At 62.2% G+C, this 18,946-nt stretch carries 5 protein-coding genes and 1 pseudogene; 4 read left to right on the top strand and 2 right to left on the bottom strand.

The genetic code is table 11. The features are described 5' to 3' along the window. The first annotated feature begins 58 nt into the window (after positions 1–58). From gspE to ACM6JQ_RS13345, 4 genes are all read left to right on the top strand, one after another. Entirely contained in the window at positions 59–1,465 is a 1,407-nt protein-coding gene (gene gspE / locus ACM6JQ_RS13360) for a type II secretion system ATPase GspE (RefSeq protein ID WP_007918200.1), read from the top strand. Beyond that, entirely contained in the window at positions 1,465–2,676 is a 1,212-nt protein-coding gene (gene gspF, locus ACM6JQ_RS13355; protein WP_095111415.1) for a type II secretion system inner membrane protein GspF, read from the top strand. The genes gspE and gspF overlap by 1 nt, the downstream gene beginning before the upstream one ends. A gap of 453 nt (positions 2,677–3,129) precedes the next feature. After that, positions 3,130–4,239: a substrate-binding domain-containing protein gene (locus ACM6JQ_RS13350; protein ID WP_007918196.1), complete on the top strand. Its 1,110-nt coding sequence runs from the start codon at positions 3,130–3,132 to the stop codon at positions 4,237–4,239. A gap of 189 nt (positions 4,240–4,428) precedes the next feature. Continuing rightward, positions 4,429–16,947, top strand: a complete 12,519-nt coding sequence (locus ACM6JQ_RS13345; protein WP_414893973.1) for a filamentous haemagglutinin family protein — start codon at positions 4,429–4,431, stop codon at positions 16,945–16,947. 163 nt (positions 16,948–17,110) lie between these two features. Here the strand turns inward: ACM6JQ_RS13345 and ACM6JQ_RS13340 are convergent, their stop codons facing one another. Beyond that, on the bottom strand, positions 17,111–17,464 hold the full coding sequence (locus tag ACM6JQ_RS13340) for a DUF6124 family protein (protein ID WP_414893972.1): 354 nt from the start codon (positions 17,462–17,464) through the stop codon (positions 17,111–17,113). 542 nt (positions 17,465–18,006) lie between these two features. Beyond that, positions 18,007–18,946, bottom strand: a pseudogene (locus tag ACM6JQ_RS13335) (hypothetical protein); the annotation flags it as partial.

Below are 18,946 nucleotides of genomic sequence, written 5' to 3'. Positions count from 1 at the left end.
CAAAGATCAAAAGATCGCAGCCTTCGGCAGCTCCTACAGGGATTGGGGAGGGCATGAGATGAGTGCGCTGCCTTACGCCTGGGCCAAGGCGCAGCGGATTTTGTTGTGTGATGGCGTGCTGACCGTTTGCCCGTCAACGCCGGGCTGGTCGATCAGCGAGGCGCGGCGGCAGTTCGGTGCGACCACGATTCAACGCGTACGTGATGACGAACTCGACGGTTTGCTCGCCGCTGCCTATGCCGACACTGGCAGCGCGGCGGCAGTGGTCGGCGCGGCAGAAAACGAAGTCGACCTCGACCGCCTGATGCAGGACATGCCGGAAATCACCGACCTGCTCGATACTCAGGACGGCGCGCCGGTGATCCGCATGATCAACGCCTTGCTCACGCAGGCGGCGCGCGACGAGGCCAGTGACATTCACATCGAACCGTTCGAAACCCATTCCGTGGTGCGCTATCGCGTCGACGGCACGTTGCGTGACGTGGTCTCGCCGCGCAAGGCTCTGCACGGTGCGTTGGTGTCGCGGATCAAGATCATGGCTCAGCTCGACATCGCCGAGAAACGCCTGCCGCAGGACGGTCGCATCGCCTTGCGCGTGGCCGGGCGCCCGATCGATATTCGTGTTTCAACGGTACCGACCGGGCATGGCGAAAGGGTGGTGATGCGTCTGCTCGACAAACAGGCCGGGCGCCTGCATCTGGAAACACTGGGCATGGACGCGCAGGTGCTGGCCAAACTCGATCACCTGATCCGCCAGCCCCACGGTATTGTCTTGGTCACCGGGCCGACCGGCAGCGGCAAAACCACCAGCCTCTACGCCGCACTGGCGCGGCTGGATGCGAGTACCAGCAACATTCTCACCGTGGAAGACCCGGTGGAATACGACTTGCCTGGCATCAGTCAGATTCAGGTCAACGCCAAGATCGACATGACCTTTGCCCTCGCACTGCGGGCAATTCTGCGCCAAGACCCGGACATCATCATGATCGGTGAAATCCGCGATCTCGAAACCGCGCAAATCGCCGTGCAAGCCTCGCTGACCGGTCACTTGGTGCTGGCAACCTTGCACACCAACGACGCGGTGTCGGCGGTCAACCGTTTGATCGACATGGGCGTCGAGCCGTTTCTGCTGGCGTCGTCGATGCTCGGCGTGCTTGCGCAACGCTTGGTGCGGCGCCTGTGCAATCACTGCAAACAGGAAGACCCGGCGACACCGGGGACGTGGCGCCCGGTCGGTTGCCCGGCGTGCAATCAAACCGGTTACAGCGGCCGCACCGGCATCCACGAATTGTTCTGCATCGACGACGACATCCGCACCCTGATTCATCAAGGGGCAGGGGAGCAGGCCTTGCGCGCATCAGCCGCCAAGGCCGGGATGTTCAGCCTGCGCGAGGACGGTGAGCGCTGGATCCGTAGCGGCGCCACCGCGCCTGAAGAAATCTTGCGTGTGACACGGGACGCCTGATGAATCGCTATCGTTTTGAAGCTGCTGATGCCACTGGCAAGATCGAATCCGGGCACCTTGAGGCGGAGAGTCAAAGCGCCGCTTTCACAACATTACGCGGGCGCGGGTTGACCGCGTTGTCGGTGCACAAGGAAAGCAACGTTGCCCAGCATGGTGGCGGTGGATTGTTCAGTGCCAAGCTCTCGGACAACGATCTGGCCTGGGCCACGCGGCAACTGGCGAGTCTGTTGGGCGCGAGTCTGCCGTTGGAAGCAGCGCTGAGTGCCACGGTCGAACAGGCCGAAAAAAAGCACATCGCCCACACCCTCAGCGCTGTGCGTGCGGATGTGCGCAGTGGCATGCGTCTGGCTGAGTCGCTGGCGGCGCGGCCACGGGATTTTCCTGAGATCTATCGCGCGTTGATTGCGGCTGGCGAGGAGTCCGGCGATCTGGCGCAGGTCATGGAGCGGCTGGCCGATTACATCGAGGAGCGCAACAACCTGCGCGGCAAGATTCTCACCGCGTTTATCTATCCGGGTGTGGTGGGTCTGGTGTCGATCGGCATTGTGATTTTCCTGCTCAGTTACGTGGTGCCGCAGGTGGTCAGCGCGTTTTCCCAGGCGCGACAGGACTTGCCGGGGCTGACCTTGGCGATGCTCAACGCCAGTGATTTCATAAGGGCGTGGGGCTGGTTGTGTGCGGCGATCATCGCAGGGGCGTTCTGGAGCTGGCGCCTGTACCTGCGCAATCCGGCGGCACGTTTGAGTTGGCATCACCGGGTGCTGAAGTTGCCGCTGTTCGGGCGTTTTATTCTGGGCCTGAACACCGCGCGATTCGCTTCGACTCTGGCGATTCTCGGCGGCGCCGGGGTGCCGTTGTTGCGCGCACTCGAGGCGGCGCGGCAGACCTTGTCCAATGATCGCTTGAGTTTGAGCGTCACTGAGGCCACGGCCAAGGTACGTGAGGGTGTGAACCTGGCGGCAGCGTTGCGCGTGGAGAATGTGTTTCCACCGGTGCTGATTCATTTGATTGCCAGCGGCGAGAAAACCGGTTCACTGCCACCGATGCTTGAGCGTGCGGCGCAAACCCTGTCGCGTGATATCGAGCGGAGGGCGATGGGCATGACCGCGTTGCTGGAGCCGCTGATGATTGTGGTGATGGGCGGGGTGGTGCTGGTGATTGTGATGGCGGTGTTGTTGCCGATCATTGAGATCAATCAACTGGTCCAATAGGGCTGTTGTTGCGTAGGGCCTCATCGCGAGCAGGCGAAGGCCTACATTTGAAATGCGTTCCCCTGTAGGAGTGAGCCTGCTCGCGATAAGGTCAGCTCAGGAAAAGAATCTGTGAAACTTTTACAGCGCATTCGACCATCACCCGACCCTCAAAAAAACCATCCTCGGGTTCTCCTTTCTGTCATCTGCAACCACCCGCCAACGCCTCCAGCCCGATTCAGCCAAACCCCCGCCCCAGACGCTGCGCAGCACCCGACAAACACCCGAGAAAATCCCTTCGGAAACACCTCACAGCTCCCGAGGTTTTTTCCTTTATCTGTCACCGGAAACTGCGAATTTCTCAGTGCGACTTAACCAAGGCCAGCGCTAGCGAGGGCCCCGGTGAGTCCTCCCAGTGTCATGCAAGCAACCCCGAAACCTGTGTTCACAACCCAGTTGAAAAGGAGATTCTTCATGTTCAAGCGCACTCTGATCGCCGCCTCACTGACCGTCGCCGCTCTGGCTTCCGCCCAGGCCATGGCCGCCAACGTTACCGGTGGTGGCGCGACTCTGCCTGCCGCTCTGTACAAAGGTTCTGCCAACAGCATCCTGCCAGCCAACTTCAGCTACCTGGGCACCGGTAGCGGCACTGGCAAAACGGCTTTCCTGACCAACAACTCCGCGCTGTTCAGCACCACCGGTTCGGTGCACTTCGCCGGTAGCGACTCGATCCTCAGCGCTACGGAAATCAGCACCTACAACAGCACCTACGGCGCTTCGTACGGCCCGCTGATCCAACTGCCTTCGGTGGCCACTTCGGTTGCCATTCCGTACAAAAAGTCTGGCCAGACCGCGCTGAACCTGACCAGCACTCAGCTGTGTGATGCCTTCTCGGGCGCCAAAACCACTTGGGGTGCGCTGTTGGGTACTGCCGACACCACGCCGATTCGCGTTGTTTATCGCAACGTTTCCAGCGGCACTTCGGAAATCCTCACTCGCCACCTGAACTCGATCTGCCCGACCAAGTTCGCCACCAACTCCACCTTCACCAACGCTCGCCTGCCAGCCGGCTCCGCACTGCCAGCGAACTGGGTGGGTGTTGCCGGTACGTCTGACGTCGCCACCCAGGTCAACGCCGTTGACGGTTCGATCGGTTACGTCGGTCCGGACGGTGTGAACGCTGCGAGCAACGCTGTTGTTGCCCGCGTCAACGGCGTGCAGCCAACCACTGCCAACGTTTCCCTGGCATTGGGTTCGGCCGCTCTGCCAGCCGCGCCTGCCAACCCGGCGCAGTGGGTACCGGTTGTGCCTAACCCGGCGAGCGGCTACCCGATCGTCGCTTACACCAACTTCATCTTCGGTCAGTGCTACAAGGATGCAACCGTGGCCAATGATGTACGCAGCTTCCTGACCACTCACTACAGCAACCCGGGCAACAACGCTGCCACCATCGCGCACAGCTTCACTCCGGTTCCAACCAACTGGAAAGCCGCTGTGACCGCCAACTTCGTCACCAACTCTTCGGGCAACAACCTGGACATCAACAACGCCAGCGTCTGCAACGCTATCGGTCGTCCTTTGTAAGCTTCGCTTCAGTCGCAATGCAATCGCAGCAGCCTTCGGGCTGCTGCTTTTTTTTGGCCGATCTACTCCTCAATCATGAAGTTTGTGTGACATCCGTTCGGTCGCGGCCTTCGCCAACCGCCTACGTCATAACAGCAGGGTCCACCCGACCTGCGGCCTCGTGTGGCAACTCAAAAGGATCTCGTAGTGATGCTCGCTCGCCCATCCCGTCGCAGTACCCGTGTTCAGCCTCAACAGCGTCTTGTCGTCGATCCGGCGCTGTGGCTGCTCAAGCCGTTGGCGCAGGCGATTGCCTTGTGTCTGGTGGCGGGCAGCGCCGAGGCGGCCACTGCTTTCAGTTCGGGATGGTTTGCCGCCAAGGGCGCGGCGCAGCAGGCGAGTGCTGCACGGCCCGGCACCGGCGGTTTGCCGGGGATGACGCCGCCGCTGGCGCAACAGCAGAAGGCCAACCAACAGCTGCAGCGGTCGATTCAGACCTTGAACAACACCGTCGCCGCGATTGCTGCACAGCAAGCGGCGCAAGCGGCCGGACGCGCGACAGCATTGGGTTCGGTGCAGTTTGTTCCGGACGGTTTGGCCGAGGGGGGGCTGAAGGTCGACAACAGCCTTACCCAGGGCTGGCAGAACGCCAAAGGCCCGCAACAGACTCAGGCCGACGGCAAGACCACGGTGAAGATCGAGCAAACCGCCGACAAAGCCATTCTCAACTGGGAAACCTTCAACGTCGGGCGTAACACCAGCGTTGAATTTGCCCAGCAAGCGAATTGGGCGGTGCTCAACCGGGTCAACGATCCGAGTGCACGGGCCAGTCAGATTCAGGGGCAGATCAAGGGCGACGGCACGGTGATGCTGATCAACCGCAACGGCATCGTCTTCAGCGGCACCAGTCAGGTCAACGTGCGCAACCTGGTGGCAGCCGCCGCCAACATCACCGATATCCAGTTCCGTGATCGCGGCCTGTATTTCGACAGCAGCGCCAGCCAGCCGACGTTCACCGACGCGGCGGGCAAAGTGCTGGTGGAGCGCGGGGCGTCCATCGAAACCGCACGACCGGCGAAGTCCACCGACGCCGGCGGTTATGCCTTGCTGTTGGGCAGCGAAGTGCAGAACGACGGCAGCATCAACACCGCCAAGGGCCAGACCGTGCTGGGGGCGGGGGATCGCTTTTACATTCGCAAGGGTGCGGGCACCGAAGGCAACGGCTTCTCCACGACGTTCGGCAACGAAGTCACGCCGGGCTTCGAAGCCGCCAGCGTTGCCGGCAAGGTCAGCAACAACGGTCTGATTCAGGCCGCGACCGGCGACATCACCCTGACCGGCCATGAGGTCGTGCAAAACGGCGTATTACTCGCCAGCACATCGGTCGCCACGCGCGGCACGATTCATCTGCTCAACCCGGCGACGGACACCCAAGGCAGCGTGACGCTGGGGCAGGGCAGTGCCACGGCGATCATGCTCGACAGCAGTGACCTAACGGCCCTCGACAGCCAGCATCAGTCCGCACTGACCGCCGTTACCCCGACCAATTCGATTCGCAGTGACCAGTCGCGCATCGACATCCAGAGTGGGGGCAGCGTCGAGTTCCAGAACGGTTCGATTACCCTGGCCACGGGCGGACAAATCGCGGTGGCCGCGCAGCGTCGCAGCCTGGTGCGCGACGGCGCGCTGATCGACGTTTCCGGCGCCATCGGCGTGAAAGTCGCGATGGAATCCAACAGCATCAAGATCAATGTGCAGGGCAACGAACAGCGCGACGCTTCGGGCAACCGCGACAAAGGTGCGCTGAACAGCAACGACGTCTGGGTTGACGTGCGTGAGCTGGTCTACGTGCCCGCCGGCACCAACGGTTACGCCACGGATCGCTGGTACACAGCAGGTGGTCTGCTCGAAGTCGGTGGTTACCTTGGCACCCAAGGGCACAGCATCGGTGAATGGATGGCCCTGGGCGGGACGGTAAATTTCGCCGGCAATGACGTGGTGTCCGAGAAGGGCTCGTTGATCAACCTGTCTGGCGGCACGCTCGATGTGCAAAGTGGCGAGATTCGCCAGAGTTGGTTGCGCGGTGCCGATGGGCATCTCTACGAATTGTCCAAGGCGCCGGGCGATCTGCTCTACAGCGGTCTGTACAACGGTTATGAAGACAGCAGCGAACGCTGGGGGCAGACGAGCTATTACTACAACCCGCTGATCGCACCAACCAAGCGCCTGGAGGCTGGCTACACCGTGGGTCGCGATGCCGGGCAATTGGTGATCGGCACCCGTAACGCGCTGCTCGACGGGCAACTGCTGGGGGAGGTTTATCAGGGCGAGCGCCAGACTCAGGCGCCGCGTGCCGTGCTCGATGGCTACGCGCAGCGTCAGACCGCTCTCGCGCGGCGCGGGCAGTTGATCGTCGGTGGTTACGATGCCGCCTACGTCGCGGCGGCGGGTGGCGTGCTCTATGGCCTCAATCCGTTGCTCGATCAGGTGCAGATCGGCATTGAGCGTCCGCTCGGCGACAATGACGCGGACGCGGGCCTGACCGGCGTGGTGTCCGAGGCGCGCAATGGCAAGCTATTTCTCGATGCTGCACAACTGAGTGACTGGCAACTGGGCGCGCTGAAAGTCGCCGCCAAAGAGCGCATCGACGTGGACGGCGCCGTGACGGTCGGCAACGGTGGCGATATCACCCTCTACGCGCCGCAGGTGCAGGTCAACGCCGACCTGATTGCACGGGGCGGCAGCCTGCATGTGGGCAACGTGCTCAACCAGCTCAATACCGACCGTGTCACCGATACCCGCATCGTTGCGCCTGCGGGCACGACCACGGGTGTTCGCGTGGCGGAAAAGGTGCAACTGGACACCCGGGGGCTGTGGAGCAACTTGCGCACTGACCCGGATGACGCGAGCAGTCTTGCGTATCTGGACGGTGGCGTCATTTCGATCCGCAGCAGCGGCGACATCGAAATCGGCACCAGCAGCCTGCTCGACGTGTCCTCCGGCGGCGCGCTCCTGGCCAACGGCAAGACTCGGGGGGGCAAGGGCGGCGACATGACGCTGGAGTCCAGTGCGTTGTCAGCGCCGGGTGACAGTCATCTGCGCCTCGCTGGCCAGTTGCGTGGCTATGGTGTGACGGGCGGCGGCAGCCTGTTGATTCAGGCCGGCAACGTGCTGATCGGCCAGACCGACAAAGACCTCGCCGACAATACCTTGCAGCTGCAAGCGGATCTGTTCGACAAAGGCTTTTCGGCCTACAACCTGATCGGGCTCAACCGTCTCGACGTTGCGGACAACACGCTGATCGACGTGCTGATGCCGGTTTATCGGTTTGCTGACGCGGCAGCCAGTCAGGCCAGCGGTGTCGCCCCGCAACAGGCGCTGGAGCTGTGGACGCCGACGCTCTATCAGGACAATCCGGCCAAGGCGCAACTGACGCAACGCGCGGGTGCCAGCCTGAGCTTGCAGGCCGGTTCCAGCGAGGTGGCGTTGAGCGATCCTGCGCGTAATGCGTTGACCCTTGGCCAGGGCTCGCGCATCAGTGTCGACCCGGGGCAAAGCATCAACGTGCGCGGCGCCGGACAGATTACCGTCGACGGTGAGTTGCACGCCTGGGGCGGCATCATCGACATTCGCCAGCAGCAGTTCGGCTCGATGAATGTCGCCGAGGCCTCGCAAGTCGCCGACAAAAATGCCCACAACCGCTCGATCTGGATTGGCGACCACGCCGTGCTCGATGTCGCCGGCCGCGCTGCCACGGGCGTGGATGCGCTGGGCCGGGTATATGGGCTGGTGGGCAAGGGCGGCAGCATCATCATTGGCGGTGAAACCGATGCGAAGAAGGCCACCGCCACGGCGGCCGATGCCTATGTCGTCGTGCGCAATGGCGCGCGGCTTGATGCTTCCGGTGCGCAGGCGCTGCTGGATATCGCCGGGCAGGGGCCGACGGCGGTCGCTACGGACGGCGGGCGAATTTCCTTGAGTTCCTATAACGGCCTGTTCATCGACGGCGACCTGCGCGCGGCGGCCGGTGGCGTCGGCGCGGCGGGTGGGCGCCTGGAAATCGCTCTGGAGACGCCGAGTTATCTGCGCAGTGATGCCAGCAATGAGGTGCGCGTGCCGCGCGAAATCATCATCAGCCAGCAAACCGCTGACGCCCTGTTGCCTGCCGATGTGCAACCGGGTGAAGCGGCGCCCGCGTTGCAATACGGGCGTGCCCGCCTGAGTGCCGACCAGTTGATGGCTGGCGGGTTCGATAATCTGAGTGTGCTGAGCAACGGCCTGCTGTCGTTCGACGGTGACGTCAATCTGCACATGCAGCAAAGTCTGAGTTTGTATGCCGGCGCGATTTCGCTGGCCGAAGGCGCGCAAGACAATGCGCGTATCGACCTGTCTGCGCCCTACCTGCGCCTGTCGGGGACGGGCAAGTATTTCGAGGCGCCGGGCAACCTTCGGCCACGGGTGATGAACACGCCGACAACGCGTGTATCGATGGGGCAATTCAATGCCAGTGCGGATCAACTGGACCTGAGCAACAGCCTGTCGTTCGGTACCGCGGGCAATATTGTCCAGCTCACGGGTGCGGATTTGCAGGTGACGCGTCGTGGCTTTGATCAGGTCTCCCTGCATAGCCGTGGTGACCTGCGCTTTCTGGCGCCGACCGGTTATGTCGAGAAAACCGAACTGTGGACACCGGGCGACCTCAACCTGCGTGCCGCGCAGATCTATCCTGCCAGCGATGTCACCGCCGAGGTGCGGGTGGGCTACCAAAGCGTGATTCCCGGTGCCGATCCGGCTCGCACCTTGCGCATCAGCAGCAGCGGGGCCGCACCGGCCGCGTTGCCGTATTCGGTGTTTGGCAACCTGACACTGGCGGCCGGGCGCATTGAACAAGGCGGGGTGATCCGCGCACCGCTGGGCATGATCAGCCTTGGCGGTGAAACGGTGGTCAATACCCGCGAGCTGCATTTGCTGCCAGGCAGCGTGACTTCGGTCAGCGCCGCCGGGTTGCTCATGCCGTATGGCGGGACTACCGACGGCATCGACTATCGCTACGCTGGCAAATCCGTTCAGCTCAAGGGCATCAGTGCGGATACCGCCGGCGTGACGCTGACCTCGCGCTACGTCGATGTGCAGGGCGGCGCGCTGATCGATCTGTCCGGTGGCGGTGATCTGCGCGGCGCCGGGTTTGTCTCCGGGCGCGGCGGTTCCACCGATGCCCGCTACAACCCGCTGGTGCGCAACGCCAATGACGGCACCTTCAGCCTGCCCGGCCTTGCCAGCAATCCGGTGTACGCCATCGTGCCGGGCAATCAGAGTGCCTACGCGCCGATGCTCGCCGAGGCCGGGGCGGTCGATCCGCGCATCGGCCAGCAGATTACCCTCGGTGCCGGCGTGCCGGGTCTGGCGGCGGGCACCTACACGTTACTGCCCTCGACCTTTGCCTTGCTGCCCGGGGCGTTCCGGGTCGAAGTCAATGGTCAGGCCACAGCAGGCGTCAGCAACGACGCGTTGCAGATGCGCAATGGTTCGTGGACCCGTTCGGGGCAGATGTCGATTGCCAACACCGGGCTGCGTAACAGCCTGCCCAGCCAGGTCATTCTGACGTCTGCGGATGTCCTGCGCCGTTATTCGCAGTACAACGAGACCGGTTTCAGCCAATTCATCCAGAGTGACGCGACACGGCGTGGCGTGCCCCGGGCCTTGGCCCCGATGGATGGCAAATCGCTGAATCTGTATTTGATGCCAGGCGCCGAGCAGGACGTTGCCCTGGATTTCAACGGCCGCGCGTTATTCGCCCCGGCCGCCGGCGGGGTGGTCGGAACGGCCACGGTACGCGGGGCAATGGACTTTGAAATTCTCGGTGCCGGGCATTCGCGCACCGACGGTTTCACTGGCGTGTCGCTGTATGCCGACAGCCTCAACGGTCTGAATGCCGGCCGCCTGACCCTCGGCGCGCAACCGCTGATCGATTACAGCGGCGCGGGCAATATCATCTCGTTCACTGGCTACACGACGTCGATCACCCTGCGCGAGGGGGCGATGTTGTCGGCGCCCGAGGTGCTGTTGCGCACCGCCCGCAGCGATGGTGGCATTACCCTCGAAGCCGGTTCGGGGATCAACACCCTGGGCCGTGGCAACGCGCCGTACGACTCCAGCAGTGGTTTCATCTACCAGCCGGGGGCGGCCGCGCTGCTGATGGTGTCGAACGGTTGGACCAACGTCCTGGCGCCAGCGGTAGCGGACGGTACTTCCGGTGCGGGCGACATTCGCATTGGCAAGTGCCCGACGACCGTCTGCACCAACCCGACGCTGCTCTATTCCAACGGCAGCATTACCGCCGCCACCGACAAGCAGTTTGAACTCGATGAGTCGGTACGCTTCGGCACCCGCCATCTGGCCCTGGCTGTCGGCGCCGTCAACGCTGGCAGCGCCGAAGCCTTGAGCGCTGCCGGCAGCCGCGTGCCGACCGGTCTGACGCTGAACCAGAGTGTGCTCGATCGCCTGTTGCGCGGCGATACGCAGTTGGGTGCGCCCGCGCTGGAAACCTTGAGCCTGACCAGCCGCGATGCGTTCAACTTTTACGGCAACGTCAGCCTCGATACGCTGGACGCGCAGACGGGCGTGAGTAAATTGCAGAACCTGATATTCACCACGCCAGCCATTTACGGCTTGGGTGAAAGCGCCGATGTGGCGTCCATTCGCACCGCCAATCTGATCTGGAACGGCGCCAGCCAGGATCCCGGCGCCGTCATCACTGGCGGCGCCGGCACGGGCCGCGGCACCCTCGATATTCAGGCGCAGCGCATCGAATTCGGTTACGGCCCGAATCCGCAGGCCAGCGGTCTGGAGCAGAACAATCGGCTGGCGCTGGGTTTTGCCAACGTCAACCTCAGCGCCAGTGAGCGCATCACCGCCAATCACAAGGGCAGCCTGGCGGTGTACCAGGAACAGGGCGCTTACGATCCGGTCAAGGGCTATGTCTACAGCGGCGGCAATCTCAACCTGCGCACGCCGCTGCTGACGGGCGAGGCCGCTTCGATAAACCTGCTCAAGGCCGGCAACAACCTGACGCTCACCGGCGCCGGCACGCCAGCGGCCGCCAATGCCTTGGGCGCGGAACTGACGCTCGATGCCCGCAGCATCGCGCTGGACAGCCGCATCACCCTGGCCAGCGGCAAACTGCTGGTGAAATCCGAGGGCGATCTGACCCTCGCCGATGGCGCGTCTGTGGACATGGCCGGCCGCACTTTGCCGTTCAATGATGTCAGCAAGTACAGCTGGGGCGGCGATGTGGCGCTGTACAGCAGCCATGGCAATATTCGTCAGGCCGCCGGTTCGCGCATCGACCTCTCGGCGCAGAACAATCAGGCCGGCACCCTCAGTGCCGTCGCGCTGGCCAGCGATGCGGGCATGGTTGATCTGCAAGGCCAGATACTCGGAACCAGCAGCGGCCATTACGATGCCGGCGGCACGTGGGTGCCGTACAAATCCGCAGGCGTGGACATCCGCGCCCAGCACCTGAACGGTGATGCCAGTCAGCAGTTTGCCGCCCTCAACCAGCGCTTGAATGCCGGTCAGGTCTTCGGCAGTCGCAGCTTGCAACTCAAGCAGGGTGATCTGCTGATTGGCGACGGACTCAAGGCTGGCGAAGTGAACGTCTCGGTGGACAACGGCAGCCTGACCGTCGCGGGTTTGATCGATGCCAGCGGCGAGCGGGTCGGCAACATTCGCCTGTCGGCGCAAAACGGCCTGACCCTGGCCGGCAACGCCGTGCTCGACGCCCATGGTCGTGTGCTGCGGGTCGATAGCTACGGCAAGATTATCGACGCGCCGAACCGGGCGACGGTTGAGCTCAATTCCGCTGCGGGTCTGTTGAGCCTTGGCGCCGGTGCGCGGATTGATCTGCGTCATGGCACCGATGCCGTGCGCGGCACCTTGCCCGGGCAGTCCGACGGGCTGTTGCGCGGCACGCTGGAGTTGAACGCGCCGCGTCTTGGGGTCGATGACATCGCCATTGATGCCAGCGGTGCGCTGAGCATTCAGGGCGCACGGTCGATTGGCCTTAACGCCACGCGGCGTTATACCGATGCCACCGACGGTGTCGACCCGGCGGCCAGCGGACGGCCGTATCAGGTGATCGATCAGGCCTACTTCGACCGCATCCATGCTGACAGCAGTGCGTTCATCGACGCGGCGCTGGCCAACCGCAACCTGCTGCAGAACAAGCTGGCGGGGCTGAACAATGCCACCTACGCCGATGCGTTCCATTTACGGCCGGGCGTGGAAATCGCCAGCAAAACCGCCGACGGCGATCTGGTGGTGCAGGGCGATGTGGACTTGTCCGGCTACCGCTATGCCAGCCTCAATCCGCATACGCAGAAAACCGCTGTGTACGGTTCGGGCGAGGCGGGCAGTCTGGTGATGCGAGCCGGCGGCAACCTCGATATTCATGGCAGCCTCAACGACGGCTTCGCGCCGCCGCCGGAAACCGTCGACGATGCCGGCTGGAAACTCTTGCCGGGCATCCAGCCGTTTGGTGGCGACCTGATCGTGCCGACGGCGGGCGTGACCCTGGCCGAAGGCACGCTGTTCCCGGCCGGTGTCACGTTGAACTACGACGTGCCGCTGCAAGCCGCGACGCTGCCCGCCGGGACCCTGTTGCCCACCGAGGCGACCCTGGCCGGACCGTATACCTTGGGCGCAGGCACAGTGCTGGCCGCTGCGGTACACGATGCGACGGGCCAGTTGTTGTACGCCGCCGGTACGTTGCTTGCCGACAGCGTGACCTTGCCGGCGGGCAGTCGCCTTGGCGCGGGCATCCGCTTGAACAACGTGACGGCGATCGGCGCCGTGCGCTGGCCCAAAGGCGTGCCGTTGCCAGGCAACGTCGAGGCGGGCACCAACGCGATCAAGGGCGTGCGCCTGAGCGGTTCGCTTGCTCTGTTGCGTGGCTCGCTGATCCCGTCGATGACTGATGTCGTGTTGGCCGACGGCACCGCGTTCATTGAGTTGCGACCGTTGAGCGGCACGCAACAGGGGCGCAACTGGGCAGTCGCAAGCATGTTGCCGGCCGGCAGTGCGTCGTGGTCGATGCGCGTGGTGGCGGGTGCGGATCTGAGTGCGGCGGACAGCCGCGCGATCAAGCCGCTTTCCAGCGATGGGCACTTGCGTCTGGCCGACACCCACTACGGCTTGAAGGTGACGGAAAAACCGCCGACGCTGGTCTGGGGCGACGGCAACCTGGGTGGTTTTACTCCCGGTGAGCCAGTGCCTGACGACCTGAAAGACTGGTGTGACTGGGCGCCGAACTCTTGCGTGCCGGCGCCGCGTTGGGCGTGGGCGCCGGACAACTGGCTGGGCATGCCTGCCGGCTCCCCGATGAGCGACGATGACGTGGCGGCCTGGTGCGGTGCGTTCCCGGAACTGTGCGTGGAAAACAAACCGGGCATCACCGTCAAAACCCGCACGCAAATGTTCAGCGTGTTGCGCACCGGCACCGGCGATCTGGACGTGCTCGCCGCGGGCGATCTGAGCATGGATTCACCGTTCGGCGTGTACACCGCCGGCACGCAGTCGCAGGACGTCGATCCGCTGTACAACCAGCCGCGCGGAAGCCTGTCGGATAACGGCTCGGTGCTGGGCAGTGGCGGCAGCGATTACGAAAAATGGGTCAGTGGCAATGACAGCCTGTATCAGGCCTGGTACCCGCAAATGGGTGGCAACCTGACGATCAATGCCGGCGGTTCGATTTCCGGCGATGTGCTGGGTCGCCGCGGGTACTCGCAAAACATGGATACCCCGGAACAGGTGCCGAGTGTGGCCGTGGGCAATTGGCTCTGGCGTCAGGGCACCGGCAGCAGCGATGTGCCGACCGCGTGGTGGATCAACTTCGGCAGCTACGCGACTCAGCCGTTGCCGGATCAAAGCGTCGACACTGGCCCCTTCCTGGTGGGGTTCACCGGTTTCGGGACGTTGGGTGGCGGCAACATCAGCCTGCGCGCCGGTGCTGACGCCGGCATGCTCAAGGCCATGGGCGGCAGTGGCAACAGCAACCTTTATCCTCGTGGGCAGGGCTTGATTGTGGCAGTCGGCAGCACCGGACGTGTGGGCAGCGACGGTACTCTGCAATTGACCGGCGGCGGCGACATGGACATCCGTGTCGGTGGCTCGGTCAACCCATCGCTGCAGGCCCGGGCGGGACAAAATGGCGTCGGTGTTGCGCAACATGATCTGCAAGGTGCGTTGATCAACCTGCGCGGTGTCGCACAACTGACCGGGGGTGCGCTGGGTGGTATCAATCTTCAGTATGGCGCTGCCGCTCCCGTTCAGGACGTTCGTGAAGTCCGCCCGTACGATCCGTTTACGGCCACGCTGGGCAGCGCTTCCGGCGGCCTGGTGTTGATCCCGGGCGACTCGGCCATGAGCCTGAATACCCGTGGCGATCTGGTACTGGGTGGGGCGGCGGACCCGGGCCGGGTACGCTTGCAGAACTCTACGCCGTTTACCACCGATGACGGCGTCGTACACGACGGCGGCGGCTTGAGCGGCTTCTCGTTGTGGACCGATCACACCGCGATCGACCTGTTTTCAGCGGGCGGCAATCTGACGCCGAGCACCCAACTGGGCGAAACCACCGGGCAAGGTCCCGTGACTGCGCGTAATACCTCGCCGACCGACGGGCGCTTTGTCTATCCGTCGATCTTGCGCGCAGTGGCTGCGCAAGGCTCGATCTATGCCGGGCCGTCAGCGGTGTACAGCCAAGGCAGCGGCGTAGTGCCGGCAACGAGTTATTCATTGCTGCTGGCGCCGTCGAATGCAGGGCAACTGGAGTTGCTGGCGCAGGATTCGATCTATGCCGGCGGCTATGCGATCAACCAGTCGGGCGCCAGTCCACTGGCCATCGCCACGCCGTTCGCTCCCGCATTCAATGGCTACGGCAGCAGTACGTCGGCGACGCCAATCATGACGAATCTGAACAGTGACGGTGTTTCAGCGGACAAGAATGTGCGCTATCCGCTGTTTGCCTTTGGGCCCAACAGTTACTCGGGGTTGAGTGATGTGCAGGCACCGGCACGTTTCTATGCCCTGACCGGTGATCTGGTGGGCGTGCGCAGCGGTGAAACGCTGACGTTCAACCTGTCCAGACGCACCTGGTACGAAGCGGCGGCCCCGGTGTCGATGCTGGCCGGGCGCGACATCGTTGCGTCCGGTACATTCCTCGGCCAGCCAACGATCGTGCCCAACGCCGAAATGGGCTCGCCGAGTAGCGAAAGCATTGCGTCGACCGGCAACCTGTTCGTGCATAACGATCCGCGAGATATTTCGCGGGTATCCGCGGGCCGCGACATTCTCTACAGCAGCTTCGACATCGCCGGTCCCGGCGTTCTCGACATCAATGCCGGACGCAATATCCTGATGGAGGACCGCGCCAGTATTACCAGCATCGGGCCGGTAGTGGCGGGTGACAACCGCCCTGGTGCCAGCGTGGTCATGCAGGCGGGTGTGGGCGCGCAAGGGCCTGATTACTCACGCTTTATCGCGCATTATCTGAATCGCCAGAACCTCGCCAACCCTGACCAGTCGCTGAGTGCGCAACCGGGCAAAGTGGTCAGGACCTACTTCGACGAACTGCAGAGCTGGCTGACCCTCGGCTATGGATTTAACGGCAGTGACGAACAGGCCCAAGCGTTCTACGCCGCGCTGCCGAGCGCCGAGCAGGCGATCTTCGCGCGGCAGGTGTACTTCGCCGAGCTGCGCGCCGGCGGCCTGGAGTACAACGATGTCGATGGCCCGCGTAAAGGCAGTTATCTACGCGGTCGCAACGCCATTGCCGCGCTGTTCCCGACCACTGATGTGGCGGGCAATCCGATCCGTTACGACGGCGACATCACGCTGTACGGCGGAGCAGGGGTCAAGACCCTGTTCGGCGGCGACATCCAGATGCTCACCCCGGGCGGCGGTCAGGTGTTCGGTATCGAAGGCGCGGCGCCACCGTCCACCGCAGGGATCATCACTCAGGGTTCGGGCAATATTCAGCTCTATTCGCAGGGCAGCATTTTGCTCGGCCAGAGCCGGATCATGACCACGTTTGGCGGTTCGATTCTCGGCTGGTCGGCCGAGGGCGACATCAACGCCGGTCGTGGCTCGAAAACCACTGTGGTCTACACCCCACCGAAACGGGTTTACGACACTTGGGGCAACGTGACCCTGTCGCCGTCGGTGCCGAGCACCGGCGCGGGTATCGCCACGCTCAACCCGATCGCCGAAGTGGCGCCGGGCGACATCGACCTGATCGCGCCGCTGGGCACCATCGATGCCGGCGAAGCGGGGATTCGCGTATCGGGCAACGTCAACATCGCCGCGCTGACGGTGGTCAACGCCGCGAACATTTCGGTGCAGGGCAAGGCGACCGGTGTGCCGGTGGTGTCGGCGGTGAATACCGGGGCGATTACTTCGGCCAGTTCGGCGGCATCGTCGGCGACGCAAGCGGCGGAGGACGTCGCTCGTCAGCGGCAAGCGGCGGCGCGGCAGAATCAGGCGTCGGTGTTCACCGTGCAGGTGTTGAGCTTCGGCAACGAACAGCTTGCGCCGTCCCGCGATGGTGCCAGCCGTGCACCGGCACCGGGTTACAACCCGAACAGCCCGGTGCAGGTGTTGGGCGCCGGGGCGCTGGATGATCAGGCGAAACAGCAGTTGACCGAAGAGGAGCGTGGGCAACTGACGTTGTAAAAGACTCTCGTGTAGTACGTTTGGGCGACCGGTTGGTCGCCCTTTTTTTGTCTGCACAAACACACTTGCATTCGCGGAGAGCCTGTGGGAGCGAGCCTGCTCGCGAAGGGGCCAGAAGTGACACCGGATCAATCAGCAAGTGTTTCCCATGGCTGCCTCAATCCTACAACTCCAGATTATCCATCACCCGATTCACCGCCAGCTCGCCGAGCATGATCAGCTGCGCAATCCCCAACAGCGTCCTGCGCTGCGACGCGGGTATGAGGTGGGCGAAGTCATGGGCGATGGTTCTGGCCGAAGCGAGGGTTTCGCTGGCATCGGCCAGCAGTTCCTCGTTTTTGAAGTCGGCGGTGACGGCGTACATCCGGCGGGTCTTACGCGGTGGTGGCGTGGAGCCGGGTGGGCAGAGGTAGTGATCGAGGGCGCGGTCGGCGGCTTCGTGGAGTTTTTTTGAATCGAGGGATTCGTAGGGGGATGTGGAGTCGATTTCGGGTGGGTTGGGTGTTGGTTTGATCATGGGTAAAGCCTCTAGAGTGGTGAAGCTACCACCGTTCGCTGCTAACGAAGGGGGTGGCGGCTGTGCGCGGGTTAGCAGACCAGGACTCTAGAACCCGGCGCACCGAAGTGCCCCACGCAAAGCCGCCATAACGGCAACCGACTTTGTGCGTCTAGAGATAACCGGGCTGCTAAACCCGATCGCTGATTCGTCAGCGACCGACCCACAATAGAACCCGACCCCAAAGCGCACAAGCCGGCGGATTCTGGCGTAGCTGTAGGCAATGGCGCAAGAATTTGTAGCCTGAAAGGCGTGTCTGAAGGTGTCTTATAAACGCCTGAGTTTAAAAGGCAATTCTCACTGACTTCACTGGCCCCTTCGTGGGCAAGCTCACTCCCACATTTGGAATGCGTTTCCCTGTGGGAGCGAGCTTGCTCGCGAAAGGGGCCATCCCGGTCAGCAGAAAAATCTTGATCAAGCTCCGCTGTTTAAACCAATGGGTAAATAAATCCGTCCCTTTTGTCTTTAAATAAAACCAACTTGACCTTCGATGTTTTAATTGGTCATGGAAGTCTCTTGATAGTGATGTTGTCGAAATTTATAGGAACCGACAAGGTCTGATTTCTGTTGTGTCTACAGCTTATTTCAATAACAACATCCTGATTTTCGGCGTTGTAATAATAAGTGCTCGTAGTGCTTGTCCATATATTGTTTGCTGGTAATTCGTCAAGGTGATGAGCAAGCTGGCCATTAAAATCCACCCTTAAGTGACCGGGTATAGATATTTCCACATAATCATACTTGTATGAAAAACTTATTTGATAGCCTCCTCGCTTCAGTTTTTTATAAGTTTTCTTGATTCCTACGCGTTCGTTAGGCCTGAGAAATGTTAGGTTGTTTGCCCAGTAAAATTCTCCAAGTGTATTTTTTATTTCTCCTCGGCCTGAAATGATATTTGTCCAACTATTCCAGTTGCCACTGGTGAAGTCCGTGAAGTCGTCAATATTCTTGCTTACCGTTATTGCCCAAGGTGCTGAAGTTTCAGCATTGCCATATAAACCTCTAGCAGTAAATCTGTGCACTATTTCACTTAGATCTTCAATGAACAGGTTCCATGCTCCGGTATCAGCATGTACTGATGCTTGATGTATGGATACTTCGCCGTCAAATATCTCGACTTTCTGGCCTTTAGCGGCAACGCCGCTCAGTGTCACGGCTGTTTCCGCAGTTTCTCCACCTTGTGGAATTTCAAAACCGCTCGGTGAGCCTTTGACTGACGTCAATGTCGGAGCGGTAGCTTCCGTTACTGTCAGCGTTCTGGCTGCTGATACCAAGGCCGGTTGTTCCACATATCTGGCGGTGAAGCTGTGCTTGGCGTTACTCAGGTTTGCAACGGGCAGATTCCAGATGCCTGTTACTCCATCGGCGGTCTCTTTACCTTTGATATCCGTACCGTCGAGCACTTCAACTTCCCGCCCGGCTGCGGCAACGCCGCTCAAGATC

Origin of the sequence: Pseudomonas sp. IT-232MI5, assembly GCF_949767845.1 — a bacterium.
Classification (GTDB): Bacteria; Pseudomonadota; Gammaproteobacteria; order Pseudomonadales; family Pseudomonadaceae; genus Aquipseudomonas.
The sequence above is the reverse complement of the archived record's forward strand: the minus strand, read 5'-3'. Positions and strand labels throughout refer to the sequence as shown.

Excerpts from the sequence above, each read along its gene's own strand:
- gspE (WP_007918200.1), top strand. The coding sequence starts at position 59 with ATGAGTGCGCTGCCTTACGCCTGGGCCAAGGCGCAGCGGATTTTGTTG.
- gspF (WP_095111415.1), top strand. The coding sequence starts at position 1,465 with ATGAATCGCTATCGTTTTGAAGCTGCTGATGCCACTGGCAAGATCGAA.
- ACM6JQ_RS13350 (WP_007918196.1), top strand. The coding sequence starts at position 3,130 with ATGTTCAAGCGCACTCTGATCGCCGCCTCACTGACCGTCGCCGCTCTG.
- ACM6JQ_RS13345 (WP_414893973.1), top strand. The coding sequence starts at position 4,429 with ATGCTCGCTCGCCCATCCCGTCGCAGTACCCGTGTTCAGCCTCAACAG.
- ACM6JQ_RS13340 (WP_414893972.1), bottom strand. The coding sequence starts at position 17,464 with ATGATCAAACCAACACCCAACCCACCCGAAATCGACTCCACATCCCCC.